The organism is Polaromonas sp. P1_G1 (assembly GCF_056405595.1).
Map to the genome: position 1 here is coordinate 1 of NZ_JBFUBU010000039.1, position 25,991 is coordinate 25,991.

Below are 25,991 nucleotides of genomic sequence, written 5' to 3' on the forward strand. Positions count from 1 at the left end.
GTCTGAGCGAAGCGCAGCGTAGCGAGTTTAGCGAGACCCCGCCGTAGTCGAGCACCGCAGGTTGCCCGTAGCGAAGCGTAGGGACCCAGACTGCGGGTCGCCTTTCTTTTGCTTACTTTTCTTTGGCGAAGCAAAGAAAAGTGAGTCGCCGCCGGGCGAYCCCGGCCAGCAAWACTCAGCAGAGGGCACCCCCGCTGGAAGCAAACTACAACTTCAGCTGAGCAGGCAAATATTTAGCCATGAGCTCGTCGTAATAAGGCTTCAACTCCGCCAGAACCGGCGGCCGCTCATTCTTCGAATAAAGGTCATAAGGATTGAATCTCTGCACCCACGGCAGGTGCGCCACATCCTGGGCATCGGCCAAATGCCCATACCCCCCTTCCCTATGCCACGCATAAAACGAGTGATACCGGATCATGTACAGCGCAGGCAGCGGCAAATAAGGTTTCATCAGCTGGTACAAGTACTCGTCATGCCCCCATGACATGTGCACAGCATCCAGCCCGCAGCCGGGCGTGTAGATACCGTTCTCGCTGTTGTAGCGCGCATCCGCGCTGTCGGGATTCAGCGCGAAGTACTCCGGGTAGACGACGCGCTCCGAGAAGCGGCACCCCACCGGAAAGGTATCCCCCACCACCGCCCACTGCGGTTCGCCGAACAGGCACAACACCTTGCCCAGGTCGTGGATAAAGCCCGTCAGCACAAACCAGTCCGGATGGCCGTCGGCGCGTATCGCTTCGGCCGTTTGCAGCAGGTGGCTGATCTGCGGCAGCTCGATGTCGGGGTCCGACTCGTCGACCAGGGTGTTGAGGAATTCCAGCGCGGCCCAGGGTGTCATCTCGCGCTGCGTGAAGCCCAGCCACTGCGCCTTTTTGGCCAGTACAAAGTCCAGCGTCTGGTGCTGGTGGTTGTTGCGATAGAAAGTGCGCACCCYGTCGAGGCCGGGCTGGGCGTAGTCGCGGTAGGCGGCCCGTTCGGGCTCGCCGGCCAGCAGGGCGGCTTGTACGGAAGGGCTGGCGGCGCTGGGTTGGGGCATGGCGGCGTTCATATATGAGTCATTGTAGGAAGCGCCGCCACTGCGTGCAAACCCGGCTCACGGGCCGGGCCGCCGCGGCTATATTGGCGGCAACCCCTGCCCCGGAAAGCGCCCATGCCACGCAGACACCTCTTACGCGCCCTCGCCGCCGGCCTGCTGCTGACCCTGGCTGGCCAGTCCGCTTTTGCGCAAAGCGCGGCAGCGCCCCGCGTCGTCGACATTCCCACGCGTCCCGGCGTCACCCAGCGGTTTGTCTACATCGCCCCCTCGGGCCCGCCCAAGGCCTCTGTCATCCTGATGGCCGGCGGCCATGGCGGCCTGCAGATTACCGACGGCGGCGGCTTCGCCGGGGGCGGCGGCAACTTCCTGGTGCGCACGCGCCAGCAGTTCGCCGATGCCGGCCTGGCCGTCGCCGTCATCGACGCGCCCTCCGACAAACAGTCGCCGCCCTACCTGAGCGGCAACCGGCAAAAGCCGGAACACAGTGCCGACGTGCTGGCCCTCATTGCCTGGCTGAAACAGCAATCACCCGTGCCTGTATGGCTGGTCGGCACCAGCCGCGGCACCCAGTCGGCCGCCTACATCGCCACCGAGGCCGCACCGGCCCAGGGCGGCCCCGACGGCTTGGTGCTGACCTCCACCATCCTGGTCGACCCCAAGGGCCGCGCCGTGCCCCAAATGCCGCTCGAAAAACTCGCCATCCCCGTGCTCGTGGTCCACCATGAAAGCGACGGCTGCAAGGTCTGCCTTTTCAGCGACATGCCGATGTTGATGGAGAAGCTCGCCAAAACCCCGAAGGCCGAACTCATCCGCGTAAGCGGCGGCCAGAGCCGCGGTGACCCCTGCGAGGCCATGGCCTACCACGGCTTTAACGGACTGGAGGCCGACGTGGTCGGCAAGATCAGCCGCTGGGTGATTGCGGCCAAGCCTTGAACCTTTGAGGCGGTGAGGCCGCTCAGGCCTGTTCGGGCTTGTCCAGCGCCGTGTCCTTGGGGCTGCTGCCCATGGCCGCATGGTTCAGCGACAGGCTCACACCCGCCCGCTTTTCGGCCTTCTGCGCCGTGTCCATCGCATCCGGGTCCGGCGCCACACCCCAGGCCATGGCCGTGGTCAGCACCACCAGCGAGGGGATGGCGCGCAGGTAGCGCGGTCGGAACAGAAAGTCGGCAATCTTCTTCATGGCAGGCACTCCATCATCAGCAACAACAAATCAACAAGGGTTTGATGCTGCGCCGCCCGGCTTAGGGCTGTGCGTCCGCCGTGTTGCGGTTTGTAAGGAATTGCCTCAGCGCCAGGTAAAGATGCGCCCCGGAAGCCCTCATTCCAGGAAGCGGTTCACGCTCGCCATCACCAGCTCCGCCTGGTCCTTGTGCGCCTCATGGCCCGCGAAGGGGATGTTCAGCAGCTTCGCACCCCGCACCTGCTCCACCAGCTCGAACACGCTGGCGCGCGAGACCAGGGGGTCTTCATCGCCGCGAACCGCCAGCAAGGGGCAGCGTATCCGCCTGACGCTGTCGCCGGGGTAGCCGTTGCCGCTGTCGTCCAGCCACATCGGCACGACGGCATTGACCAGCGCCTTGAAGTCGGGCTGCGGGTTGAGCGCCTGGTACAGCGCCACCGTCTCGGGGAATTTTTTCGTCCAGCTTTCCGCCGTGACGCCGGCCAGCAGCTTGCGCACCGGGTCGTCGGGCTTGAGCATCTTGTCGGTGCCTATGGCCACCAGCCGGTCGATACGCGCATCCGCCTGCGCGGCCATGCGCAAGGCCGTGATGCCGCCGTCGCTGAAACCCAGCACGCTGTAGCGCTCAACGCCCAGGTGCCGCAGCACGCCGGCGGCGTCAAGCGCCAGCCGCTGGTAGCTCATCGCCGCCGTCCCCAATGTCGATTTGCCGTGGCCGCGGCTGTCCAGGCCTATCACCCTGAAGCGCTTTGCCAGCCGCGGCAGCACGTCGTTGAAATCCCGCAGCGTGCCCAGCCCTCCGTGCAGGAACAGCAGCGGCGGGTCCGCGCTGTCGCCATGGACCTCAAAGTAGATCTTCGCGCTGTCCAGCGCCAGGTGGTCGCCGCTGTGGTGATTGAAATTTTCCACGGTCACTTCTGTTCAGGGCTGTTCAGGATGGCTGTCCCAAACGTGTCCCCACCCCTCAGCGCCCCGTCGTACCCCGGCGCGACTGCAGCTGGTTGCTGCCGCCCACATGCGACTCCCGGTCGCTGCGGCTGTTGGCCGTGCGCTGGCCCTCGTTCTTCTGTGTGGGTTTTTGTTCGCCCATCTGGTTGAAGTCGTTTTCCACCTTGCCGCCGTGGCCTGATGAGGCCTTGGGGTCCGTGCCGGTGCCGGTGTTGGTGTCTTCCTGCTCAATGGTCGGGTCGGCAGCGGTGCCGGTGATGCCCACGCTGCGCTGGATGTTCGGTTTGCCGGGTTTGTTCGCCATGGTGTGTGTCTCCTTGTGAAGGGGTTTAAAAAAAAGGGGTTCAGGCGTGTTCAACCGGTGTCGCCGTGCCCGGCTCGGCGATCTTGCGGTGCTGCTCGGCTGAGACTTGCGAGGGCGTGACCTTGGCCATCGCCACCTCCAGCTTGTTCTTCAGGCCCGCCACCACGTCGGCCTCGCCGTCCATCATCGCCTTGAAGCCGATCTTCGCGACCTCGGCCGGGTCCATCTTGCTGTCCGTCGCGACCTTGGTGTCCAGCATGCCGGCGCGGGCAAAGAACGCCGTGTCCGTCGGGCCCGGCATCAAACAGCTCACCGTGATGCCGGTGTCCTTGAGCTCATTGCGCAGCGCCGCCGCGAACGAATCGATAAAGGCCTTGCTGCCGTTGTAGACCGCCTGGAAGCTGCCCGGCGTGAAGCCCGCGATCGAACCCGTCAGCAGGATGCGGCCCCGGCGCTGCAGGCGCATGGCCTGCCCCACCTTTTGCACCAAATAAATCGTGCCTGAGATATTGGTGTTGACCACATGCAGCACCTCGGCAAAATCCTGGTCCAGGAAGCCGTGGCCCAGGCCGTGCCCGGCATTGGCCAGCAGCGCATCCACCGTGCGGCCCCGCACGGCCGCCAGCAAGGCCTCCAGGCCCTCGCGCGTGGCCAGGTCAACCTGCACCGCGTCCACCTGCGCGCCCAGTGCACGAAAGTCCAGCACGGCGGCATCCAGCGGCTGGTCCGCCGCGATCACCAGGTCAAAGCCCTCCTGGGCCGCGCGCTGGGCCAGGTGGTAGCCAATGCCCGAAGAAGCGCCCGTGACAATCGCCAGCGGGCGAAGCGAAGAAGATTCCATGATGGAGGCCTCCAGAAGAAAAAGAAAAGGGTTGAACACACGCCGGCGATGCAAAGCCGGCCCATATCAACCCATTCTGGAAACCCCTAAAACCCGCCGGTGTCAGACAGCGCCCCGTACCCCCGCGCGACAAGGCGAGGCCTGGCGCTTAATCGGTCTGTCAGCCCGCAGCGGACATGTCCGAGAACTGCGCCTCGATCTTGTGCCCATCCAGGTCACGCACAAAACAGCCGTAATACTGCGGCCCATACATCGGCCGCGGCCCCGGCGCGCCATCCCCCTGCCCGCCCAGTTCCAGCGCCTTGGCATAAAAGGCATCGACCTGGGCCCTGGACACGGCCAGGAAGCCAAAGTGCGAGCCATTGCCCACATGCGCCTTGCCCCCGTCATGCGGCACACCCACCCAGAACTCCGGATAAGCGCGCCCGAACGCCACGGCTCCAGGGTGCTCCATGATCACCTTGATCCCCAGCGCGCCCAGCACGGCCGTGTAGAAGGCCTTGGCGCGCTCGTAATCGTTGGTGCCTATGGAGACGTGGGAGATGATGCTTTCGGGGAGGGTGGGGGTGTTGGGCATGGGCTTTGTCCTTGTTGGTTGGGAGGGAAAAGCTTAGCTTCGCAACCTGGGCATTGCAATTCAAAGACCCTCAAGCTCACAAGCCATCGCAAGCGCGGACAGCCTTCTCACGCGTCCGCATACTTAGACATCAACGCCGGCACAGCCGGCTTGGCACACCGCTGCAACGCCAGCAACAAACCATGATCAGGTTTGGCCACCCGGTGCCGGCTGCGCAAGTCATCCTGAATCTTCCCCAACAAGGAAGCTGCCATCTCCGCATCGGCCATGGCCCTGTGGGCGCGGCCGGCTTTGGGCAGGTGGTGGTAGTCGATCAGCACGCCGAGCTTATGGCTGGGCGCCTGGGGGTACAGCCTTCGGGCGACCAGCATGGTGCAGGCAAAGGGCTGGTTTGCGGTCTTCTCGCCTGCCAAGCCCAGCTCGGCTTCCCAGAAGCGGCGGTCAAAGGAGGCGTTGTGGGCCACCATGGGGGCGTTAGCGACAAAGCGGCTGGCTTCCCTCATCACGGTATCGGCCGAGGGTGCGGCGACGACCATGGCGTTGCTGATGCCGGTCAGGCTTTCGATAAAGGACGGGATGTAGCGCCCCGCGTTCATGAGGCTCTGGAAGCTGTCGACCACCTTGCCGCTGGCCTGGTCCACCAGCACGATGGCGACTTCGGTGGCGCGGTCACCCATGGCGGGCGAGAGGCCTGTGGTTTCGAAGTCGATGACGGCGATGCAGTTGCTGCTCACGGCTTTTTGTTGTTTTTGTTGCTCATGCAAAGAAAAACACCATGAAATGGACTCTTGTGGGAGTTCTGCTTCATGGTGTTCATCAAGGTCCGATCAGCGAATGCACCGAGCGGGCCAAGCCTGTTGTTCGCTTACTTATTTGTAAAACGACTCGACCTTGCCTTTGAGCTTGATCATGAACGGGTTGCCCTTGCGGTCGACCTTGTTGCCGACAGGGACCTTGATCCAGCCTTCGCTGATGCAGTATTCGGCGACGTCGAAGCGTTCTTTGTCGTTAAAGCGTATGCCGACGTCGTGCTCGAAGATGGCCTTGACGAAATGCGGGCTGCGCTCGTCGGTGGAGAGGTGGTCGGGCAGCGCCGGGCGTTCGGTGGATGCTGCTGTTGCCGTGGTTGCTGTGGTTTCTTCGGTCATGGGTATCAAAAGACTGGTTGGCGTTCGTTGGCTTAAACGTCGATATTGGCGGCGCGCAGAGCGTTCTGTTCAATGAACTCGCGGCGGGGCTCGACCTCGTCGCCCATCAGCATGGTGAAGACGCGGTCGGCTTCGATGGCGTCGTCGATCTGCACGCGCAGCAGGCGGCGCACGGTCGGGTCCATCGTCGTCTCCCATAGCTGGGCGGGGTTCATCTCGCCCAGGCCTTTGTAGCGCTGCCGTGCCGTGGCGTTTTCGGCCTGGCCGATGAGCCATGCCATGGCCTGGCGGAAATCGCTGATCTTTTCTTCCTTCTGGCGTTCGCCTTCGCCGCGCATGACTTTCGCGCCTTCGCTGCTGATCAGGCCGCGGAAGGTGGCGGCGGCTTCGGCCAGGGTGGCGTAGTCGGCGCCGTGCACAAAGTCTTGTGTCAGCACGCTGCTCTTCACGTTGCCGTGGTGGCGGCGGCTGATGCGCAGGATGGGCTTGTCGTTGCGGGTGTCGAACTCGCCGGCCACTTCGGCGGGGGTGCCGGTGGTGTTGAGTTCGCGCAGCTTGGCCTGCAGGGCGACGGCCGACACTTCAGCGTCGGCCACGGTGTCGAGGTTGAGGCTCACGCCGTCGGCGATCGCGCGCAAGGCTTCCGCATCCATAAAGCCGCGCAGGCGGGCAATCACGGATTCAGCCAGCTGGTGTTTGCGGGCCAGTTCGGCCAGGGTGTCGCCGGTGAGCGTGGATTTTTCGTCGGGGCCGGTCTGCACGCTGGCGTCCTTGAGGGCGATGCGCAGCAGGAAGCCGTCGAGGGCGGCCGTGTCCTTGAGGTACTGCTCTTCCTTGCCGGCCTTGACCTTGTACAGGGGCGGCTGGGCGATGTAGATGTGGCCGCGCTCGACGAGCTCGGGCATCTGGCGGTAGAAGAAGGTCAGCAGCAGGGTGCGGATGTGGGCGCCGTCAACGTCGGCGTCGGTCATGATGATGATGCGGTGGTAGCGCAGCTTGGCGACGTTGAAGTCGTCGGTGCCGGCCGTACCGCCGACGCCGCCGGCCTTGCCGATGCCGGTGCCCAGGGCGGTGATCAGCGTCAGGATTTCATTGCTGGTCAGCAGCTTTTCATAGCGGGCTTTTTCGACGTTGAGGATCTTGCCGCGCAGGGGCAGGATGGCCTGGAACTTCCGGTCGCGGCCCTGCTTGGCGGAGCCGCCGGCGGAGTCACCCTCGACCAGGTAGATCTCGCACATGGCGGGGTCTTTTTCCTGGCAGTCGGCGAGCTTGCCGGGCAGGCCCATGCCGTCGAGCACGCCTTTGCGGCGCGTCATGTCGCGGGCCTTGCGGGCGGCTTCGCGGGCACGGGCGGCTTCGATGATCTTGCCGACGATGATCTTGGCGTCGTTGGGGCGTTCCTGCAGGTAGTCGTGCAGCAGGCGGCTGACGATGTCTTCGACCGGGCCGCGCACCTCGCTGGAGACCAGCTTGTCTTTGGTCTGGCTGCTGAACTTGGGCTCGGGCACCTTGACGCTGAGCACGCAGCACAGGCCTTCGCGCATGTCGTCGCCGGTGACTTCAACCTTGGCTTTTTTGGCCAGCTCGCTGTCGTCGATGTATTTGTTGATGACGCGGGTCATGGCCGCGCGCAGGCCGGTCAGGTGGGTGCCGCCGTCGCGCTGGGGAATGTTGTTGGTGAAGCAGAGGACCTGTTCGCTATAGCCGCTGTTCCACTGCATGGCGACTTCGACGCCGATGTTGGTGCCCTGGTCGCTCTGGCGGTCGCCCATGGCCGCGAAGACGTTGGGGTTCAGGACGGTCTTGCCTTTGTTGATGAAATCCACAAAACCGCGCACGCCGCCGGCGCCGGAGAAGTCGTCTTCCTTGCCGGTGCGCTCGTCTTTCAGGCGAATGCGCACGCCGTTGTTCAGGAAGCTCAGCTCGCGCAGGCGCTTGCTCAAGATTTCGTAGTGGAAATCGTTGTTCTCTTTGAAGATTTCGGTGTCGGGCAGGAAGTGGACTTCGGTGCCGCGCTTGTCGGTGGCGTCCATGACCTTCATGGGCGACACATCGACGCCGTCGACCTGTTCAATGATGCGGTTCTGCACGAAGCCGCGCGAAAACTCCATCACGTGGACCTTGCCGTCGCGGCGGATCGTCAGGCGCAGCATCTTGCTGAGCGCGTTGACGCAGCTCACGCCCACGCCGTGCAGGCCGCCGGAGACCTTGTAGCTGTTCTGGTTGAACTTGCCGCCGGCGTGCAGCTCGGTCAGGGCGATTTCAGCGGCCGAGCGTTTGGGCTCGTGCTTGTCGTCCATCTTGATGCCGGTGGGGATGCCGCGGCCGTTGTCGGTGACGCTGACGGAGTTGTCGGTGTGGATGGTGACGACGATGTCGTCGCAGTGGCCGGCCAGGGCTTCATCGATGGAGTTGTCGACCACCTCGAACACCAGGTGGTGCAGGCCGGTACCGTCGGAGGTGTCGCCGATGTACATGCCGGGGCGCTTGCGCACGGCTTCCAGGCCTTCGAGGATCTGGATCGAGCCTTCACCATAGGCTTCGGACGCGCCGGCCTGGTTGGTGTCGATCTTGGGCTGGAAATTGGAGCTTTCCTCGGTGGCTGCGCCTTCGGACACATGCACCTGTTCGGCTTCGTTCACTTTGTTTTCTTCAGTCATATCCGGCTTCTTTTCCGATCTTTTCGCGAGCAATTTCGGGATTTATTTCGCGATGTCTTTTCGAATTGCTTCGATTTCTTCAATCTCTTGAATGACCAAACCCGCGTAGGGTCGCGGGTCTGATGGGTGTCGGCGTGTGTTCAGCGCGCTAGATGCGCATCGGCATCACCACGTATTTGAAGGCCGCATCGTCAGGGATGGTCAGCAGCGCGGAGCTGTTGGAGTCGGCCAGTTCGATCTTGACCATGTCCTGGTCCATATTGGCCAGGGCGTCGATCAGGTAGGTGACGTTGAAGCCGATTTCGATGGCGTCGCCGCCGTAGTCGATGTCGAGCTCGTCGACGGCTTCTTCCTGCTCGGCATTGTTGGAGGCCACGCGCAGGGTGCCGGGTTCGATGTTCAGGCGCACGCCCTTGAACTTCTCGCTGGTCAGGATGGCGGTGCGCTGCAGGCTGGCCAGCAGGGGCACGCGGCCCAGGGTGATGATGTTTTTGTGGTTCTTGGGGATCACGCGGTTGTAGTCGGGGAACTTGCCTTCGACCAGCTTGGTAACGAACTCCATGCCTTCAAAGCTGAACTTGGCCTGGTTGCCGGCGAACTGCATCTCGATGGCGCCCTCTTTGTCGCTGAGCAGGCGCTGCATTTCGAGCACGGTCTTGCGCGGCAGGATGACTTCCTGCTTGGGCACTTCGACGTCGAGCATGGCCGAGGAGAAGGCCAGGCGGTGGCCGTCGGTGGCGACCAGGCTCAGCTGCTTGCCTTCGGCGACGAAGAGGATGCCGTTGAGGTAGTAGCGGATGTCATGCACCGCCATGGCGAAGGAGACCTGGTTGAGCAGCTCCTTGAGCACCTTTTGCGGGACCGAGAAACCGGGGCCGAAGTTGGCGGCTTCCTGGACCAGGGGAAAGTCTTCGGCGGGCAGGGTCTGCAGCGTGAAGCGGCTTTTGCCGCCCTTGAGGATCAGCTTGTTCTGCGAGGACTCGAGCGAGACGGTCTGGTCGCTGGGCATGGAACGCAGGATGTCGATGAGCTTGCGGGCACCCACGGTGGTGGTGAAGTTGCCGGCGTCGCCGTCGAGTTCGGCCGTGGTGCGGATCTGGATTTCGAGGTCGCTGGTGGTGAGCTGCACTTGCGCGCCGGTTTTGCGGATCAGGACGTTGGCCAGAATCGGCAAGGTGTGCCTGCGCTCAACGATGCCGGCGACCGATTGCAGTACCGACAAAACTTTATCCTGGGTTGCTTTCAGAACGATCATGACTTCCTCTGTATATATCTTTAATTCTTTAATTCAAATTAGTAGTAGTAGATAAGGGCAGCGCCAATCTGTGGATAGCGCCATTTTCCCCTTTTTGATCAACCACTTGGCGTTTGTTTAACCATGTGTCCAGATACCGTGGAAGCCTGCTGCCGGATATGAACAACTTTCGATTGTCATCTGCTTCTGTGGATAAACCATGGGTTGTTCAAAAGTTGTCCCCAAACTTGTTGTGAAGGCATTTAAGCCGGGGATTGGGCCTGAAAAACTGAGCGCTAAAGGATTCATTTGCCATATTTGCGATGGGTGCCATATATAGGGAGCGCTTTCAGCCCTTCAGGGTCTGCTCCAGCACGTGCAGCTGCTGGTTGAGCTCGGTCATCTGCTGGCGCTCTGCGGACATCTTGCGGACGGCGTGCAGCACCGTGGTGTGGTCGCGSCCGCCAAAGAGCTCKCCGATCTCGGGCAGGCTCTTCTGGGTCAGTTCCTTGGCCAGATACATGGCGATCTGGCGCGGCCGGGCGATGCTGGCGGGCCGTTTCTTGGAATACATGTCGGCGACCTTGATCTTGTAATAGTCGGCGACGGTCTTCTGGATGTTCTCGACGCTGATCTGCCGGTTCTGGATGGACAGCAGGTCGCGCAGGGCCTCCCGGGCCAGCTGGATGGAGATTTCCTTGAGGTTGAAGCGGGAGTAGGCCAGGATCTTGCGCAGCGCGCCTTCGAGCTCGCGCACGTTGGAGCGCACGTTCTTGGCGACGAAGAAGGCGACCTCCTCGGGCATGGAGGCGCCTTCGGCCTCGGCCTTGCGGATCAGGATGGCGACGCGCATTTCGAGCTCGGGCGGCTCGATGGCGACCGTCAGGCCGGAATCGAAGCGTGACACCAGGCGCTCGTGGATATCCGTGAGGCCCTTGGGATAAGTGTCGCTGGTCATCACGATGTGCGACTTTTTGGTCAGCAAGGCCTCGAAAGCGTTAAAAAACTCTTCCTGGGTGCGGTCCTTGTTGGCGAAGAACTGGACGTCGTCGATCAGCAGCAAATCCAGGGAGTGGTAACGCTCCTTGAATTCATCAAAAGTCTTGCGTTGGTAAGCTTTAACCACATCTGAAACAAACTGTTCAGCGTGGATGTAGAGAACTTTGGCGTTGGGGTTGTCGGSCAGCAGTTTATTGCCGATGGCGTGCATCAGATGGGTCTTGCCCAAACCGACGCCGCCGTAGATAAAAAGCGGGTTGTAAAGCTGGCCCAGGCTGCTGGAAACATGCAGCGCCGCAGCCCGGCCCATGCGGTTGGCCGTGCCTTCAATCAGGGTGTCGAAGGTCAGTGCGCTGTTGAGGCGATTCTTGAAAGGCGCGCCGGCGGCTTCTTCGGGCACGCCCAGGCCGACGGGCTCGGGAATATTCGAGCCTTCGAAGCTACGAATCAAAGAAGCTGATTTAACGGGGGCTTCACGAGGAGCAAGCGCTAACTCAAGGGGTATGCTCTGGCCGGAAATCTTCTCGAGCAGGGCTGAAATACGGCCGGCGTACTGTGCGCGCACCCAGTCGAGTTTGAAGCGATTGCCCACCAGGACGGTGACTTTGGAGAGGTCGGCCGCGACGTTGACCACCAGCGGACGGATCCAGGTGTTGAACTGCTGCTCGGGTAATTCCTGCGCCAGATGGTCGACGCAGCTTTGCCACAAGTCCTGGCTCAGGTTTTGGACGGATGCCTCACTCATGCTGGTTTTTGCCGGGTTGCCGGCCTGGCAGAAGAGGCCGGGCGGCGTGTCGCTGCTTGTGGATATTGTTAATTTTGAGCACCGGCAATTGTAGTCCGGACGGGGAGTTATCCACAAAATAATTGCTTCGGGTTTCAACCTATTTCTGGCGCCTCCGGCGGGGATTCCGGCAGGTTCTGGCGGCCCTGCGGCGCGGCTCGGCGGGCCGGCCGGGTGCTTCTCAGCCTTTACCGCCAATGAGTGGGCTAACTTGTTGCCAGCGTTGGGAAATCTGCGATAATCATGGGTTTCCCTGATTCGCAGCGGGTTTGATACCTGTTTGCAGACTTGCAGAGTTGGTTGTGTTGTACGGCCACCAAGATCATTCGAATCGCCGAGGGGGAAGCTTTGTAGCTGAACGGCTAACAAGCTAATAGGCTAACWAGCAAACAGGACCAGGACTCATCATGAAACGCACATACCAACCCTCCAAAGTCAAACGCGCCCGTACGCACGGCTTCCTGACGCGCATGAAAACGCGCGGCGGCCGCGCAGTGATCGCTGCACGCCGCGCCAAAGGCCGCAAACGCCTGGCTGTCTAAGCCTGTCGTTTTTGCTGGCCATCCGCAGTTTTTCGAACTGACGCCTGGCGCTCGTGCAGCGGCTTCAAACCCGTTCCCAGTTCCAGGCAGTCCTTGCCGGCGCCATTGTTGCAAAAACAATGCACTTCGCATTGCACCGCAATGCGCTCGATGCCCAGCCCGTGCAAGCCGAATCCGGCAGCCTTGTTGATGTCCCCGCGGCAAGGTCGCTGTTCCCCGTCCAGGACGTCTGGCTCGGGGCGATGGTTCCCAAACGCTGGGCCAAACGGGCTGTCACGCGCAACGCCATCAAACGCCAGATCTACACCGTGAGCGCTGATTTTTCGCATCAGTACCCCCAGGCCGCGTATGTGGTCCGCTTGCGGCGTGATTTTTCGCGCAAAGAATTCATCAGCGCCACTTCCGAGCTGCTCAAGCAGGCGGTGCGCGCCGAAGTCCAGGCCTTGATGCAGGCAGGGGCCAAAGCACCATGAACTCCGTGCTGGCCGCTGTCGTCCGCCTGCCGCAAACGCTGTTGATAGGCCTGGTCAAAGGCTATCGCCTGTTGCTCAGCCCCTGGCTGGGGTCGGCCTGCCGCTTCGAGCCCACCTGCTCCGCCTATTCCCTTGAGGCGCTGCAGCAGCATGGCGCTGCCGTCGGCAGCTACCTCACCTTGCATCGCCTGGCCCGTTGCCACCCCTGGTGTGAAGGCGGGCACGATCCGGTGCCGCCGGCCGCTTCCGCAGCGGGCCCTTTCGCCCGCTCCTCCCTCTTTTCCCGCCTGGTCACACCCGTGGCCCCTACCCCTTCTAAAAAGACGCCGTCATGAACGACATCCGCCGCACCATCTTGTGGGTGATATTTGGTTTCTCCATGGTCCTTCTGTGGGACCAGTGGCAGGTCTATAACGGCCACAAGGCGACCTTCTTCCCCTCGAGCACGCAGTCCGCCAAGGCGCCTGCGTCGACCGCCTCCGCGCCGGTTGCTGGCGCCGCGGCATCTTCGGTGCCCGCGCCCCAGGCTTCTTCGAATGCGGCTCCGGCCACGCCCGGTGCCGTGCCCACAGGCGCCCCGAGCACCGCGCCCGCGGCGACCAAAGAGCGCGTGGTGGTGAGCACCGACGTGCTCGCGCTGACCTTTGACAGCGAAGGCGGCACCCTGGTGCACTCGGCCTTTGCCAAATACATGGACCAGACGCACATGGACCAGGGTTTTGTGCTGCTCGACGAAAGCGCCAGCCGCGTTTATGTGGCGCAGACCGGACTGATCGGCAGCGGCAGCTTCCCCACGCACAAGACCCTGATGAAGGTCGTGCCCGGCGAGCGTTCGCTCAAGGAAGGTGTGAACGAGCTCGAAGTCAAATTCGAGTCGGCTGAAGTCGGCGGCGTCAAGCTGGTCAAGACCTATACGCTCAAACGCGGCGCCTACGACATCGCGGTGCGCCACGACATCGTCAATACCGGCACGGCCGCGGTTTCGCCGCAGCTGTACCTGCAGCTCGTGCGCGACGGCAACAAGCCGCCCGGAGAGTCCTCCTTCTATTCCACCTTCACCGGCCCGGCGATTTACACCGACGCCAAGAAGTACCAGAAGGTCGAGTTCAAGGAAATCGAAAACAACAAGGTCGATGTCGAGAAGCAGTCCAACGACGGCTATGCGGCCATGGTGCAGCATTACTTCGCCTCGGCCTGGATTCTGGGCGACGGCATCAAGCGCGACCTGTTCTTCCGCAAGGTCGACACCAACCTCTATGCCGTCGGCATGATCACGACGCTGGATAACATCGCCCCCGGCGCGACCAAGACCCTGGACTCGAAGTTCTTTGTCGGCCCGCAGGAGGAAAAAACCCTGGAGGCCATTGCACCGGGGCTGGAGCTGGTCAAAGACTATGGCTACCTGAAAATATTGGCCAAGCCCTTGTACTGGCTGCTCGACAAGCTGCACGGCTTCATCCAGAACTGGGGCTGGTCCATCGTGGCGCTGGTGCTGCTGCTGAAGATCGCCTTCTACTGGCTCAATGCCAAGGCCTACGCCAGCATGGCCAAGATGAAGGCCATCAATCCCAAGATCATGGAAATGCGCGARCGCCTGAAAGACAAGCCGCAGGAAATGCAGCAGGCGATGATGAAAATTTATCGCGAGGAAAAGGTCAACCCCATGGGCGGCTGCTTCCCGATCATGATCCAGATCCCGGTGTTCATCGCGCTGTACTGGGTGCTGCTGTCCAGCGTCGAGATGCGCAACGCGCCCTGGATCCTGTGGATCCACGACCTTTCGGCGCCCGATCCTTTCTTCATCCTGCCCGTTGTGATGACGCTGACGACCATGCTGCAGACCGCGCTCAACCCCGCGCCGCCGGACCCTATGCAGGCCAAGCTGATGTGGTTCATGCCCCTGATCTTCAGCGTGATGTTCTTCTTCTTCCCGGCTGGCCTGGTGCTGTACTGGATCACCAACAACATCCTGTCGATCGCGCAGCAGTGGGTCATCAACACCCGCATGGGCGTGCCGCCACAGTTCAACCTGCCTAAATTCAGGTAAGGCGGACAGGGAATAAAAAATCGGGCCGCTTCGCGGCCCTTTTTCTTGGGAAATTGACTGGAGGGCGGGCCCTGCCTTCTGGCGGCCCCGGCCGGGCGCCTATCCCCTTACCTTTAATATCTACCACCATGCTGGCCCGACACCACGATCCCATTGTTGCCATTGCCACCGCGCCGGGCCGCGGGGCCGTGGGCATCGTGCGTGTGTCGGGCAAACACATCGCGCCGGTCATTGAAGCGATTTGCGGCCGCGCGCTGCAGCCGCGCCAGGCAAGCTACCTGCCCTTCCGGGACGCGCACGGTGCGGCCATAGACCAGGGGCTGGCCCTGCATTTCCCGGCGCCGCATTCCTATACCGGCGAAGACGTACTGGAGTTGCAGGCGCACGGCGGCCCTGTCGTGCTGCAGCTGCTGCTGGCGCGCTGCCTGGAGGCCGGCGCGGTGCCGGACCCGTCGACAGGCCAGGCGATGGTGCCGCGGCTGCGCGTGGCGCAACCCGGCGAATTCACCGAACGCGCCTTCCTCAACGACAAGATAGACCTGGCGCAGGCCGAGGCGATCGCCGACTTGATAGACGCGAGCACCGAAACCGCAGCGCGCTCGGCGGCGCGGTCGATGTCGGGCGAGTTTTCGCTGGCGGTCAACACGTTGCTCGAGCAGCTGATCCATTTGCGCATGCTGGTCGAAGCCACGCTGGATTTTCCCGAGGAAGACATCGACTTCCTGCAGAAGGCCGACGCGCAGGGTCAGCTCGAGCGCCTGCAAACGACGCTGGCCGGCGTGATGCAGCGTGCCGTGCAGGGCGCGCTGCTGCGCGAGGGCATCAAGGTCGTGATCGCGGGCCAGCCCAATGCGGGGAAGAGCTCGCTGCTCAACGCACTGGCCGGCGCCGAGCTCGCCATCGTCACGCCGATTGCCGGCACCACGCGCGACAAGGTGTCGCAGCTGATCCAGATCGAAGGCGTGCCGCTGCATGTGGTGGACACCGCCGGCCTGCGCGAGGCGCTCGATGAGGTGGAAAAAATCGGCGTGGAACGCGCGTGGGCTGAAATCGCCAGCGCTGACGCCGTGCTCTTCCTGCATGACCTGACCCGGCACACCGCTGATTACCTGGCCGCCGATGCGCACATCGCGCAGGTGCTGGCTCGCGAATTGCCGCGCAACACGCCCATTATCGATGTCTGGAACAAGTCCGATGCGGCTGGCGCGGAACTGCTGGGCACGATCAGCGGCGGCGTGTTGATCTCGGCCAAAACCGGCGCGGGCCTGCAGGATCTGCGCCGCCAGTTGCTGGAGGTCGCGGGCTGGCAGGCGGTGCCTGAAGGCGTGTTCATGGCGCGTGAACGCCATGTGCGTGCTTTGAACCAGGTACAAGAGCAACTCGTGAAAGCCGGCGCACAACTCCATGCCGTGCAACCGGCGCTGGATTTGCTCGCCGAGGACCTGCGGCAGGCCCAACTGCACCTGGGTGAAATCACCGGCACGTTCACGCCGGACGACCTTTTGGGCGAAATTTTCTCGAGATTCTGCATCGGAAAGTAATGAACCGGCGACAGGCGGGTGCCGTGCACGGACCAGCGGTCACAGACCCTCGGTAATGGTCAAAAATGGCCTTCTCTCGAGGGGAAATTACAAAATCAGACCCTCCTGTATCAGGTGTAAGCGGGCGTTAGTGGCCCTTGCTGCGCGTGTAATGCGAAGGTATCTTCCGTTGCACTATGAACGCTCCACTCCCCGCCGCCATCCGTTTTGACATCCAGGGCCTGGCCCAGGCCATCCTGCACTGCCACGCCAGCGATGCCTTGCGGTGCCAATTCAACCAGCCGCACTGGGACATCCTGGCCAGCTACCTGCAGCCCTTTGCGCTGAACAGCGGCCAGGTGTTGATGGAGCAAGGCGCGCTGGACCGCACGCTGTACTTTGTCGAAAGCGGCACCTTGAGTGTTCATTACGAGGATGAAAAAGCGCGTGTGCGCATGGCGCTGGTCGGCGCCGGCACGGTGCTCGGCGAAGGCGCGTTTTTCTCGCACATGCCGCGTAGCGCCACGGTGCATGCTTCCACCCCCTGCAAGCTCTGGTGCCTGACTCCTATGCGCTTCCTGGAATTGGCCAACCGCCACAGCCCCATCGCACTGGAGCTGACCATGGCCATGGGTTCGGTGATGGCCAAGCGCCTGTACAACCGTCCCAAGCGCGTCGCGGTGACCTGAGCCGGCACCGCTGCACGCTGGTGCGCATTCACGGCGCGCGCAGCAGTTATCAGACAACGGCCTCTTGCAAACAAAAGGTTTCGGCGACCTGGCGGCAAACCGGCAACGCGCGTGATTTTTTACCGTGCGGTGCTGCGGGCGATTCGATAAAGTCTTCCTTAATCAACCGCCAAACAACAGCGTTCCGGATTTGTGGGGATTGCTTACAGACTTAACACCCCGCATTGACGGAAAATTGCCCTATCCATTACAAGAACGCCGCACATGTCTTTTCTACACTGGTTTTCCAGCAAGCCACAGGTCAAACCTTCCGCCTCTGCGGAAGAACACAAGCGCGCCGCCGCAGCGCGCGAGAAATCGCCTCCTTCCATTCCGGGCCGCCTGCCTGTTGAACCCGCCGCGCCCGGCGACGGCTCCAAGCTCAAGCGCCACGCGCGCCGCGAACAGCTGTACACCGCGATCCGCGAGTCCATGACGCGTTCGGGCGTTCTGTCGGCCAGCTATAAGTTCAAAGTTCTTTCGCTGGACCAGCGCGGCAATGAATTCCTCGTCATGATGGACCTCGCCAAGGCCTTCGGTCGCTCTTCGGAACAACTCGGCGAAATCGAGACCCTGATCATCCAGAATGCCAGGGCGCGTTTCGAAATCACGGTGCCGGCGGTGTACTGGCGCATCGATGAAACAGCAGTGGTGGTCAAACCCAAGCCCCTTGCCCAGGACGCGCCGCCACAAAGCGCGGCAGTCCCCGCGGCCGCCGCGGCCGATACGGCGGTCAAGCCCGCCAGGCCGGGCGCTCCGCGCTACGAGCCCATCCAGGCCGACGAAGTGGCCGCGTTCAAGCAGGCCCTGCAGGCCGCGTCCGCCCAGGGGCCGGCCGCCGCTGCGCCCGAGAACAACGCCAAGGACGGGGTCAAGGTCAAAAGCGGACCGCGATCCTATGCATTGCTGACCGGCTTCGAAGACACGGAGATGCCGGAATCGTCGTCTGCGCCGGCGCTCAGCAGCACGCAGTACGGCGACCTGATCTAGGCGCTCTCACCGCGCCGGCCGCACGCCGGCGGCGTTCAGTGCCCGGCGAAATCCACCAGCGTGAACAAGGGCAGGCCCGCAGCCTGCAGCTTCGCCGACCCGCCCAGTTCGGGCAAATCCACAATCGCCGCGCCTTCGGTCACGGTGGCGCCCAGCTTCTCAAGCAGCTTTTTGCCGGCCATCATGGTGCCGCCTGTGGCGATCAGGTCGTCGATCAACAGGACCTTGTCACCGGCCTTCACAGCGTCGGTGTGCAGCTCCACCGTGGCGCTGCCGTATTCCAGCTCGTAGGTTTCCTGCACCGTGGTGAAGGGCAGCTTGCCTTTCTTGCGGACAGGAACAAAACCGACATTAAGCTCATAGGCCACCACAGCGCCCAGGATGAAGCCGCGAGCGTCCAGCCCGGCCACCACGTCGGGACGCAGCGCCGGGTCCATGTAGCGGTGCACAAAAGCATCTATCAGGACGCGGAATACTTTGGGGTTTTGCAGCAGCGGCGTGATGTCGCGAAACTGCACCCCCGGCGCGGGCCAGTCCGGCACGGTGCGGATGTGGTTGCGCAAATACTGGCTGACGGACTGGTGCTGAAGGCTGTGGAGGTCGGGCATGGTTCATCGTGCGGGTTGAGTGCGCGTATTTTGCGCTTCGCGGGGACGCAGGTCGCGTTAGCCCGGGGCGCCGGCGGGGCTTGCCTTGGCCGGCCGGCCGCGCAGCAGTTTTTCCTCGGCCATGGCCAGCGCCTCCGGCTTGCCTGACAGCACCAGCGTGTCGCCGCCTTCCAGCAGGGTTTCGGCTTGCGCCGCCACGGCCTTGCCGTTGCCGCGGCGCAGGCTCACGACGCGCACGCCCGCGGCCTCCAGCGCCATGGCGCCCAGGGGCTTGCCAAGTGATTTGATGCCCAGCGGCAAGGTGACATTGGACAGCCGCTCCTGCTCCAGCTCATTGACCGTGTCGTCGTCGGCGCCGCGGAAGTAACCGCGCAGCAGGTTGTAGCGCGCGTCGCGCTGGTCCTGCACCACGCGGATCACGCGGCGCATGGGCACGCCCACCAGCGCGAGCGCGTGGCTGGCGAGCATCAGGCTGCCTTCGATGGCTTCAGGCACCACCTCGGTGGCGCCGGCCGCCTGCAGTTTTTCCAGGTCATGGTCGTCCACGGTGCGCACGATCACCGGCACCGTGGGCGCATGGGCGCGCGTGTTGGCCAGCACTTTGAGGGCGCTGGCCGTGTCCAGGTAAGTGACGACCACCGCACTGGCGCGCGCCAGGCCGGCGGCCATCAGGGCCTGCAGGCGCACGGCGTCGCCGAACACCACGGAGTCGCCGGCGGCGGCGGCCTGCCGCACGCGGTCGGGGTCCAGGTCCAGCGCCATGTACTGGATGCCTTCGCGTTCCAGCATGTGGCCCAGGTTCTGGCCGCAGCGGCCGTAGCCGCAGATGATCACGTGCTTGTTGGCGTTGATGGACTTGCGCGCGATGGTGGTCATCTGCAGCGACTGCTGCAGCCATTCGCTGGAGACCAGCTTCATCACGATGCGGTTGCTGTACATGATGATGAAAGGCGTGGCTAGCATGGACAGCACCATGCTGGCCAGGATGGGGTTCAGCAGGGCCGGCGGCACCAGGCGATTCTGCTGGGCCAGCGTGAGCAGCACGAAGCCGAACTCACCGGCCTGGGCCAGGTACAGGCCGGTGCGCAGCGACACACCGGCGGTGGCGCCCAGCGCGCGGGCCAGCGCGGTGACAAGCACCAGCTTGAAGACAACGGGCAGCGTCATCAGCAGCAGCACCAGCGGCCAGCGCTCCAGCACCAGTCGCCAGTCGAGCAGCATGCCTATGCTGATGAAGAACAGGCCCAGCAGAACGTCGTGGAAAGGCCGGATGTCGGTCTCGACCTGGTGCTTGTATTCGGTTTCCGAAATCAGCATGCCGGCGATGAAAGCGCCCAACGCCAGGCTCAGGCCCGCGCGTTCGGTCAGCCAGGCCAGCGCCAGGGTGACCAGCAGCAGGTTGAGCACGAAGAGTTCTTCGCTCTTGCGCCGCGCCACGATGGTGAGCCACCAGCGCATGACGCGTTGCCCGCCTGTCAGCAGCAGCCCCACCAGGACGGCGGCCTTGAGCCCGGCGATGGCCAGCGCCATGAGAAGCGCGTCGGCCGGCGCACCCAAGGCGGGGATCAGCACCAGCAGCGGCACCACGGCCAGATCCTGGAACAGCAGCACGCCCATGATGCGCTTGCCGTGCTCGGACTCCAGCTCGAGCCGTTCCGACAGCAGCTTGACGACGATGGCGGTGCTGCTCATGGCGATTGCGCCGGACAGCGCCAGCGCGGTCTGCCAGCCCATGGTCCAGAGGCTGGGCGCCATGCTGGCGAGGAACAGGGAGCCCACCGTGGCCAGCACGATGGTGAGCGCCACCTGCAGCAGCCCCAGGCCGAACACGTGGCGCCGCATGGAGCGCAGCTTGGGCAGGTTGAATTCGAGCCCGATCACGAACATCAGGAACACCACACCGAACTCGCCGAGGTGCCGGATGCCGTCGGAATTTTGCGCCAGCGCCAACGCGTTGGGGCCTATGACTACGCCGACGGCCAGGTAGCCCAGCATGGGCGGCAGCTTGAGCGAACGGCACGCGACCACGCCCAGCACGGCGGCCAGCAGGTACAGCAGGGTCAGTTCAAGCGCGCTCATGCGCCGATGGTAGCCGAGGAAGTCCGGGCGGCATGGGCCTTTGTGCGCCTCTATAGAATGCAGCCATGAACCCGGACCCCGTGAAAATTGACGCCGAGCAGGTGCTGGACCTGGCCCGCAAGACCTTTGAGATAGAAGCCGCTGCCGTGCTGGGTCTGGCGCAGCGCCTGGGCGGTGAATTTGCCCAGGCGGTTGAATTGGTACTGGCCTGCCCGGGCCGCGTGGTGGTCATGGGCATGGGCAAAAGCGGCCACATAGGCCGCAAGATCGCGGCCACGCTGGCCTCCACCGGCACCCCCGCTATGTTTGTGCACCCGGCCGAAGCCAGCCATGGCGACCTGGGCATGATCACCGCCCAGGACGTGGTGCTGGCGATCTCCAACAGCGGCGAAAGCGAGGAGCTCACGGTGATCCTGCCGGTGCTGAGCCGCCAGGGCGTGCCCATGATCGCCATCACCGGCGGCGCCCAGTCCGCGCTGGCGCGCTACGCGCGCGTCACGCTCGACAGCAGTGTTGCGCTGGAAGCTTGCCCGCTGAACCTGGCGCCGACGGCCAGCACCACCGCCCAGCTCGCCATGGGCGATGCGCTGGCCGTGGCGCTGCTCGACGTGCGCGGCTTCAAGGAAGAGGACTTTGCCCGCTCGCACCCGGGCGGCGCGCTGGGCCGCAAGCTGCTGACGCACGTCAGCGACGTGATGCGCAGCGGCGACGACGTGCCGCAGGTGCGGCTTGAGACCAGCTTTACCGACCTCATGCGCGAAATGAGCGTCAAGGGCCTTGGGGCCTCCGCCGTGGTCGACGGCGCGCGGCGCGTGCTCGGCATTTTCACCGACGGCGACTTGCGCCGCCTGATCGAAAAAGGCGTGGACCTGCGCAGCAGCAAGGCTGGCGACGTGATGCATGCCGACCCGCGCACCGTGCGGGCGGATTCGCTGGCGGTTGAAGCGGTCGCATTGATGGAGCAGCATCGCATCACCAGCGTGCTGGTGGTCGACGAGGCCGGCGTGCTGTGCGGCGCGCTCAACACCAACGACCTGATGCGCGCGAAAGTTATTTGATCTTCCCCCTGTATGTCCCTATTGATGCCCACCATGCCCCAAGCCGTCCCCGCCCTGAACTTCGCCCCCGAACTGCTGCTGCGCGCACAGGGGGTCAAGGTGGCTTTTTTTGATGTGGACGGCGTGCTGACCGACGGCGGCCTGTATTTCTCGGAATACCCGCAAGGCCACGAACTGGCACTGCCCACAGGCGGCTACCGTGCGGCCGGTGAAATCATCAAGCGCTTCAACACGCTGGACGGCCACGGCCTGAAGCTGTTGCAACGCGCCGGCATCACGCCCGTGATCATCACCGGGCGCGAAAGCCATGTGTTGCGCGCCCGCCTGCAGGCGCTGGGTGTCACGCACGCGTATTTCGACACCGAAGACAAACGCCCCGCTGCTGAACTCGCCCTCCAGGCGCTGGGCTTGGACTGGAGCGCCGCCGCCGCCATGGGCGACGACTGGCCCGACTTGCCGGTGATGTCCCGCGTAGCACTGAGTTGCGCGCCGTCCAATGCGCACGCCGAAATCCTTGCGCAGGCTCACCATGTCACGCGGGTGCCGGGAGGCCATGGCGCGGCGCGCGAGTTCTGCGACCTGCTGCTCATTGCCAGCGGGCGCTACGGCGAATTTCTTCAGGAGTATCGCCGGTGACGACGGCGGTGCACCGGGGCGCTGGCCGCGGCGGCGTGTTCCGCGCGCTCAGGAGGGCCTGGCGCAGCTTGCTGCGGGTATGGGACAGCATGGCCATCTACATGCCGCTGCTGATGATGGGCGCGCTGGCGCTGGGGACCTACTGGCTGGTGCGCAACACGCCCATTTTCAGCACGCCGGAAGCCGTGCGCGAAGCCAGCCACGACATCGACTATTTCATGCGCAAGTTCACCGTCAAGACTTTTGATGAGGGCGGGCAGCTCAAGAGCGAGATCTACGGCATCGAGGCCCGGCATTTCCCGGACACCGACATTCTTGAGATCGACCAGGCGAGGATCCGCAGCATCAGCCCCGACGGCCGCATCACCGTCGCCACGGCCAACCGCGCTTATTCCAACGGCGACGGCTCGGAAGTGCAACTGACCGGCAATGCGCGGGTCGTCAGGGAAGCCAGCACGGATGCCAGCGGCAAGGAAACGCCGCGCATGGAGTTTCGCGGTGAGTTCCTGCATGCGTTCCTGAACGACGAGCGCGTGAAATCCCACAAGCCGGTGCTGCTGATCCGCGGCACCGACCAGTTTGTCGGCGACACCTTCGCGTATGACAACCTGGACCAGGTGGCCGACCTCAAGGGCCGCGTCCATGGCATCCTGGTGCCCCGCTCCGCGGCGAGCGCCGCGGGCCTTCCCTCCTTGACCTTGCCGACGGCACCATCGGCGCCGGCAAGTCCCGCCAGACCGGCCACGCCTTAGCGGCCGGCTTTTTTAACGGCCGCCTATGTCCAGACTCGTATTCATCACCGGAGCGTCCAGCGGTATAGGCCAGGCGCTGGCCATGCGGTTCTATTCAGCAGGCTACCGGCTGGCGCTGGCCGCGCGCCGCACGGCGGAGGTCCAGGCCTGGGCCGAGGCCAACGCCCTTGGCGCGGGCCGCTACCAGGTCTACAGTGCCGATGTGGCCGACACCGACAGCATCGTCGCGGCCGGCCTGGCCTGCGTGGCTGCGCAGGGCCTGCCCGACGTTGTGATCGCCAACGCCGGCATCAGCGTTGGCATGGACACCGCCGTGCGAGCTGACCTGGACGTGATGGCGCAGACCTTTGCGACCAACAACATCGGCGTGGCGGCCACTTTTCACCCCTTTATGGCCGGCATGGCGGCGCGCGGAAGCGGCACGCTGGTGGGCATCGGCAGTGTGGCCGGCATACGCGGCCTGCCAGGCCACGGCGCGTATTGCGCCAGCAAGGCGGCGGTCATCGCGTATTGCGAGAGCCTGCGCGGTGAGCTGCGCCCCAGCGGCGTGAAAGTGGTGACGATCTGCCCCGGTTATATCGATACGCCGCTGACCCGCGAAAATCGCTACCCCATGCCCTTCCTGATGAAGGCCGACACCTTCGCCGACAAGGCGTTCGCGACCATTCATGCGGGACACAGTTATCGGGTGATTCCCTGGCAGATGAGCATCGTGGCCAAGCTGATGCGCCTGCTGCCCAACGCGCTGTTTGACAAGGCCCTGGCCGGGCGCGCGCGCAAGCATCGCCAGGATGAGCGCTGACCGCGCTTTTCTCAGGCCGGAAAGCAAAAAGGCTTCAAAACCGAAGTCTTGAAGCCTTTTTAGCGCTCTTCAGCCGGGGCTGAAGAGCGGGTTCAGCAGGGCTTAGTAGCCGCCGCGTCCACCACCGCCGCCGCCGGAACGGCCACCGCCGCTACCGCCGCCGCCGTAAGGGCTGCGGAAACCGCCGTCGCTGCCGCCGCCTGAGCGACCACCACCACCGCCGCCATAGCCGCCACCGCCGGAGCGATCGCCGCCACCGCCGTAGCCGCCACCACCGCCGCCGAAGCCGCCGGTACGGGGAGGACGTGCCTCCATCGGACGGGCTTCGTTCACGACGACGCTACGGCCGCCCAGAGGCTGGCCGTTCATGCCGTTGATGGCTGCCTGGGCTTCTGCATCGCTGCCCATTTCGACAAAGCCAAAGCCCTTGGAGCGACCCGTGTCGCGTTCCATCATGACTTTAGCGCTGGTGACAGAGCCGAATTGGCCAAAAGATTGTTGCAGGTCTTCGTCGCGAACCGAGTAAGGCAGGTTGCCGACGTAAAGTTTGTTGCCCATGAAGGGACTCCTCTAAAACACAAAAACAAAAGCGATGGGGTCCCGAAAGCACAACAAATCTTGATACGTACCGCTGTAGCGCGCGAAACTGACCGATCACCTAACGTGTGCGAATGCAGGCATTCGCACCGGCATATTATGCTCGACGAAAATAAAACACAATCCTCTAGCGTTACTACCTAGACTGCGCCAGCCCGCATGAACAGGGGCTCTCAGCCTCATCGGCCATCGCCTGGAGGCCGGTTTCCACGGCCGGGGCAAGCTCGCGGCGGGTGTCAAAGACAAACTCAGCGCCACGAAAATGAAGCATAAAGACTGCCCTGCTTTCGCCGCCTCCAAATGTCTTGATTTCCAAGAGCTTTTTCTGAAAAACAAGCCGTAATTGATTTGTACGATAAGTTAGTGCCTACATTGAAAAAACGGACGCATTAAAAACCCGCGGCGGCCTGATTTTTCGAGTTTGCGAAGCCCGGCCGGTTTAAACCGCGCGACTGCAATGAGTGGACGCCGCCCAGGAGCCGGGAGCGCGCGCGCGGGGCACGCGCCTTGTTCCAATTCCAAGGAAATAGTTACACAAATTTGCATCCGCGAAGAATGCTGCAGGGGGCCTGTGTGGGCTTCTATGCGGGCCATGGCAACGCCGCTGTGTGTGAAGCAAAGTCCTATTTCGCTGAATCGTTCGCAGCCTGTTCGGCGGCATCCGAATAGTGGCGCCAGCGCTTCATCGCCGCCCGCAAAGTCAGGATCTGGTTCTCGAATTTAGGGCAGGCCCCGCAAGCCATCAAGTGCAGCTTGAGCGCGACGTGGTCCGGCAAGCTGAGGGCGCGGTCTTCGCGTGCGATCAGCAGGGCCGCGGCCTCGCGGCAGGTGCGTCGTAACAGGATGATCTTGGGTTTCACGTCGGGGAGCGGAAAAGCGTCAGGTGCCGGGTTGGCCGAACCAGTGGATATTCAGGCACTCCTGCAGGCGCAGGCGGGCCCGGTGCAACTGGACATAAAGGTTGGTCGGTGTCAGCGAGAGTTCCTTACAGACTTCCTGTGAGGAAAGCTCCAGCCATTCGCGCATCAGGAACAGCCGGCCCAGCGCCGGCGGCAGGCGCTCCATGCAGGCGTCCAGCACCTGGAAGAACTGCACCTGCTGCAGGGTCTGGTCGGGGTTGCCCCAGTCGTTGGGGGTTTCGGCGAAGTGGCCGTCGGCCTTGAAGGACAGCCGGTCCAGTTCGTCGCCTTCCTCGTCGCCCTGCGCATCGGGCACGGCCACCAGGCGGGCATTGCTCCGGATCAGGTCTATGACCTTGTGTTTGAGGATGCCGACCAGCCAGGTCTTGAGCTGCGAGCGGTTGCCAAAGGATTGGGGCTTGGACAGCGCCGCGAGCAGGGTCTCCGACACCGCGTCTTCCGCCCATTCGTCGTTGCGCAGCTGCAGGCGCGCAAAGCGAAGGAGGTAGAGCCGGTGTTCGACCAGCTGCTCTTCAAAAGTAGGCATGG

General features: G+C 63.3%; 28 protein-coding genes. 12 read left to right on the forward strand and 16 right to left on the reverse strand.

Features of this window, described 5'->3' with window-relative positions; all coding sequences use genetic code 11:
- Positions 1-205: 205 nt before the first annotated feature.
- Entirely contained in the window at positions 206-1,036 is an 831-nt protein-coding gene (locus tag AC1D1Y_RS18950; protein ID WP_477683690.1) for an inositol oxygenase family protein, read from the reverse strand.
- Positions 1,037-1,150: 114 nt separating this feature from the next.
- On the opposite strand from AC1D1Y_RS18950, the gene AC1D1Y_RS18955 reads away from it, so the two are divergent.
- Positions 1,151-1,969, forward strand: coding sequence for an alpha/beta hydrolase (locus tag AC1D1Y_RS18955; protein ID WP_477683691.1), 819 nt, complete (start codon positions 1,151-1,153; stop codon positions 1,967-1,969).
- Between the two features lie 22 nt (positions 1,970-1,991).
- Here the strand turns inward: AC1D1Y_RS18955 and AC1D1Y_RS18960 are convergent, their stop codons facing one another.
- From AC1D1Y_RS18960 to dnaA, 10 genes are all read right to left on the reverse strand, one after another.
- Entirely contained in the window at positions 1,992-2,216 is a 225-nt protein-coding gene (locus AC1D1Y_RS18960) for a hypothetical protein (RefSeq protein WP_477655980.1), read from the reverse strand.
- A 138-nt stretch (positions 2,217-2,354) separates the two neighbouring features.
- Positions 2,355-3,125 (reverse strand): alpha/beta fold hydrolase, encoded by a 771-nt coding sequence (locus AC1D1Y_RS18965; protein ID WP_477655979.1) that lies wholly within the window; start codon positions 3,123-3,125, stop codon positions 2,355-2,357.
- A 55-nt stretch (positions 3,126-3,180) separates the two neighbouring features.
- Positions 3,181-3,468: a hypothetical protein gene (locus AC1D1Y_RS18970; RefSeq protein ID WP_477655984.1), complete on the reverse strand. Its 288-nt coding sequence runs from the start codon at positions 3,466-3,468 to the stop codon at positions 3,181-3,183.
- Positions 3,469-3,508: 40 nt separating this feature from the next.
- Positions 3,509-4,309, reverse strand: a complete 801-nt coding sequence (locus AC1D1Y_RS18975; RefSeq protein WP_477655978.1) for an SDR family NAD(P)-dependent oxidoreductase — start codon at positions 4,307-4,309, stop codon at positions 3,509-3,511.
- A gap of 160 nt (positions 4,310-4,469) precedes the next feature.
- A complete protein-coding gene (locus AC1D1Y_RS18980; RefSeq protein ID WP_477655977.1) occupies positions 4,470-4,886 on the reverse strand; it encodes a VOC family protein in 417 nt (138 codons plus the stop codon).
- 107 nt (positions 4,887-4,993) lie between these two features.
- A complete protein-coding gene (locus tag AC1D1Y_RS18985) occupies positions 4,994-5,620 on the reverse strand; it encodes a 3'-5' exonuclease (protein ID WP_477683692.1) in 627 nt (208 codons plus the stop codon).
- Positions 5,621-5,755: 135 nt separating this feature from the next.
- Positions 5,756-6,034 carry a DUF3297 family protein gene (locus AC1D1Y_RS18990; protein ID WP_477683693.1) on the reverse strand — a complete coding sequence of 93 codons (279 nt, stop codon included), beginning with the start codon at positions 6,032-6,034 and terminating at the stop codon, positions 5,756-5,758.
- A 32-nt stretch (positions 6,035-6,066) separates the two neighbouring features.
- On the reverse strand, positions 6,067-8,694 hold the full coding sequence (gene gyrB, locus AC1D1Y_RS18995; RefSeq protein WP_477683694.1) for a DNA topoisomerase (ATP-hydrolyzing) subunit B: 2,628 nt from the start codon (positions 8,692-8,694) through the stop codon (positions 6,067-6,069).
- A gap of 148 nt (positions 8,695-8,842) precedes the next feature.
- Entirely contained in the window at positions 8,843-9,949 is a 1,107-nt protein-coding gene (gene dnaN, locus AC1D1Y_RS19000) for a DNA polymerase III subunit beta (RefSeq protein WP_477655973.1), read from the reverse strand.
- Positions 9,950-10,277: 328 nt separating this feature from the next.
- Positions 10,278-11,672, reverse strand: a complete 1,395-nt coding sequence (gene dnaA, locus AC1D1Y_RS19005; protein ID WP_477683695.1) for a chromosomal replication initiator protein DnaA — start codon at positions 11,670-11,672, stop codon at positions 10,278-10,280.
- A gap of 446 nt (positions 11,673-12,118) precedes the next feature.
- Here dnaA and rpmH point away from each other — a divergent pair, with 446 nt between their 5' ends.
- From rpmH to AC1D1Y_RS19040, 7 genes are all read left to right on the forward strand, one after another.
- Positions 12,119-12,253 carry a 50S ribosomal protein L34 gene (gene rpmH, locus AC1D1Y_RS19010; RefSeq protein WP_007862708.1) on the forward strand — a complete coding sequence of 45 codons (135 nt, stop codon included), beginning with the start codon at positions 12,119-12,121 and terminating at the stop codon, positions 12,251-12,253.
- Positions 12,254-12,306: 53 nt separating this feature from the next.
- The gene (locus AC1D1Y_RS19015) at positions 12,307-12,726 is read left to right on the forward strand and encodes a ribonuclease P protein component (RefSeq protein WP_477683696.1); all 420 of its coding nucleotides are present in this window, start codon (positions 12,307-12,309) and stop codon (positions 12,724-12,726) included.
- A 26-nt stretch (positions 12,727-12,752) separates the two neighbouring features.
- Positions 12,753-13,061: a membrane protein insertion efficiency factor YidD gene (gene yidD, locus AC1D1Y_RS19020; RefSeq protein ID WP_477683749.1), complete on the forward strand. Its 309-nt coding sequence runs from the start codon at positions 12,753-12,755 to the stop codon at positions 13,059-13,061.
- Positions 13,058-14,773: a membrane protein insertase YidC gene (yidC, locus tag AC1D1Y_RS19025; protein WP_477683697.1), complete on the forward strand. Its 1,716-nt coding sequence runs from the start codon at positions 13,058-13,060 to the stop codon at positions 14,771-14,773. Before yidD ends, yidC begins: the two co-directional genes overlap by 4 nt.
- 128 nt (positions 14,774-14,901) lie before the next feature.
- Positions 14,902-16,314: a tRNA uridine-5-carboxymethylaminomethyl(34) synthesis GTPase MnmE gene (gene mnmE, locus AC1D1Y_RS19030; RefSeq protein ID WP_477683698.1), complete on the forward strand. Its 1,413-nt coding sequence runs from the start codon at positions 14,902-14,904 to the stop codon at positions 16,312-16,314.
- Between the two features lie 176 nt (positions 16,315-16,490).
- A complete protein-coding gene (locus tag AC1D1Y_RS19035; RefSeq protein WP_007862691.1) occupies positions 16,491-16,982 on the forward strand; it encodes a Crp/Fnr family transcriptional regulator in 492 nt (163 codons plus the stop codon).
- Positions 16,983-17,246: 264 nt separating this feature from the next.
- Entirely contained in the window at positions 17,247-18,011 is a 765-nt protein-coding gene (locus AC1D1Y_RS19040; RefSeq protein WP_477683699.1) for a hypothetical protein, read from the forward strand.
- Between the two features lie 35 nt (positions 18,012-18,046).
- On the opposite strand, the gene AC1D1Y_RS19045 is transcribed toward AC1D1Y_RS19040, so the two are convergent.
- Both AC1D1Y_RS19045 and AC1D1Y_RS19050 read right to left on the reverse strand, forming a co-directional pair.
- Positions 18,047-18,619 (reverse strand): adenine phosphoribosyltransferase, encoded by a 573-nt coding sequence (locus AC1D1Y_RS19045; protein WP_477655966.1) that lies wholly within the window; start codon positions 18,617-18,619, stop codon positions 18,047-18,049.
- A gap of 57 nt (positions 18,620-18,676) precedes the next feature.
- Positions 18,677-20,698, reverse strand: coding sequence for a monovalent cation:proton antiporter family protein (locus tag AC1D1Y_RS19050; protein ID WP_477683700.1), 2,022 nt, complete (start codon positions 20,696-20,698; stop codon positions 18,677-18,679).
- A 65-nt stretch (positions 20,699-20,763) separates the two neighbouring features.
- Here AC1D1Y_RS19050 and AC1D1Y_RS19055 point away from each other — a divergent pair, with 65 nt between their 5' ends.
- The 4 genes from AC1D1Y_RS19055 to AC1D1Y_RS19070 all read left to right on the forward strand — a co-directional run bounded on the left by AC1D1Y_RS19055 (position 20,764) and on the right by AC1D1Y_RS19070 (position 23,946).
- Positions 20,764-21,756 (forward strand): KpsF/GutQ family sugar-phosphate isomerase, encoded by a 993-nt coding sequence (locus tag AC1D1Y_RS19055; RefSeq protein ID WP_477683701.1) that lies wholly within the window; start codon positions 20,764-20,766, stop codon positions 21,754-21,756.
- Positions 21,757-21,789: 33 nt separating this feature from the next.
- Complete coding sequence (locus AC1D1Y_RS19060) at positions 21,790-22,392, forward strand: KdsC family phosphatase (RefSeq protein ID WP_477683702.1); 603 nt, start codon at positions 21,790-21,792, stop codon at positions 22,390-22,392.
- Positions 22,393-22,481: 89 nt separating this feature from the next.
- Entirely contained in the window at positions 22,482-23,144 is a 663-nt protein-coding gene (gene lptC, locus AC1D1Y_RS19065) for an LPS export ABC transporter periplasmic protein LptC (RefSeq protein WP_477683750.1), read from the forward strand.
- 25 nt (positions 23,145-23,169) lie between these two features.
- Positions 23,170-23,946: an SDR family oxidoreductase gene (locus tag AC1D1Y_RS19070; protein ID WP_477683703.1), complete on the forward strand. Its 777-nt coding sequence runs from the start codon at positions 23,170-23,172 to the stop codon at positions 23,944-23,946.
- 102 nt (positions 23,947-24,048) lie between these two features.
- On the opposite strand, the gene AC1D1Y_RS19075 is transcribed toward AC1D1Y_RS19070, so the two are convergent.
- From AC1D1Y_RS19075 to AC1D1Y_RS19085, 3 genes are all read right to left on the reverse strand, one after another.
- Complete coding sequence (locus tag AC1D1Y_RS19075; protein ID WP_477683704.1) at positions 24,049-24,504, reverse strand: RNA recognition motif domain-containing protein; 456 nt, start codon at positions 24,502-24,504, stop codon at positions 24,049-24,051.
- A 662-nt stretch (positions 24,505-25,166) separates the two neighbouring features.
- Positions 25,167-25,403, reverse strand: a complete 237-nt coding sequence (locus AC1D1Y_RS19080; RefSeq protein WP_477683705.1) for a zf-HC2 domain-containing protein — start codon at positions 25,401-25,403, stop codon at positions 25,167-25,169.
- Between the two features lie 19 nt (positions 25,404-25,422).
- Positions 25,423-25,989 (reverse strand): sigma-70 family RNA polymerase sigma factor, encoded by a 567-nt coding sequence (locus tag AC1D1Y_RS19085; protein WP_477683706.1) that lies wholly within the window; start codon positions 25,987-25,989, stop codon positions 25,423-25,425.
- Between the last annotated feature and the right edge of the window lie 2 nt (positions 25,990-25,991).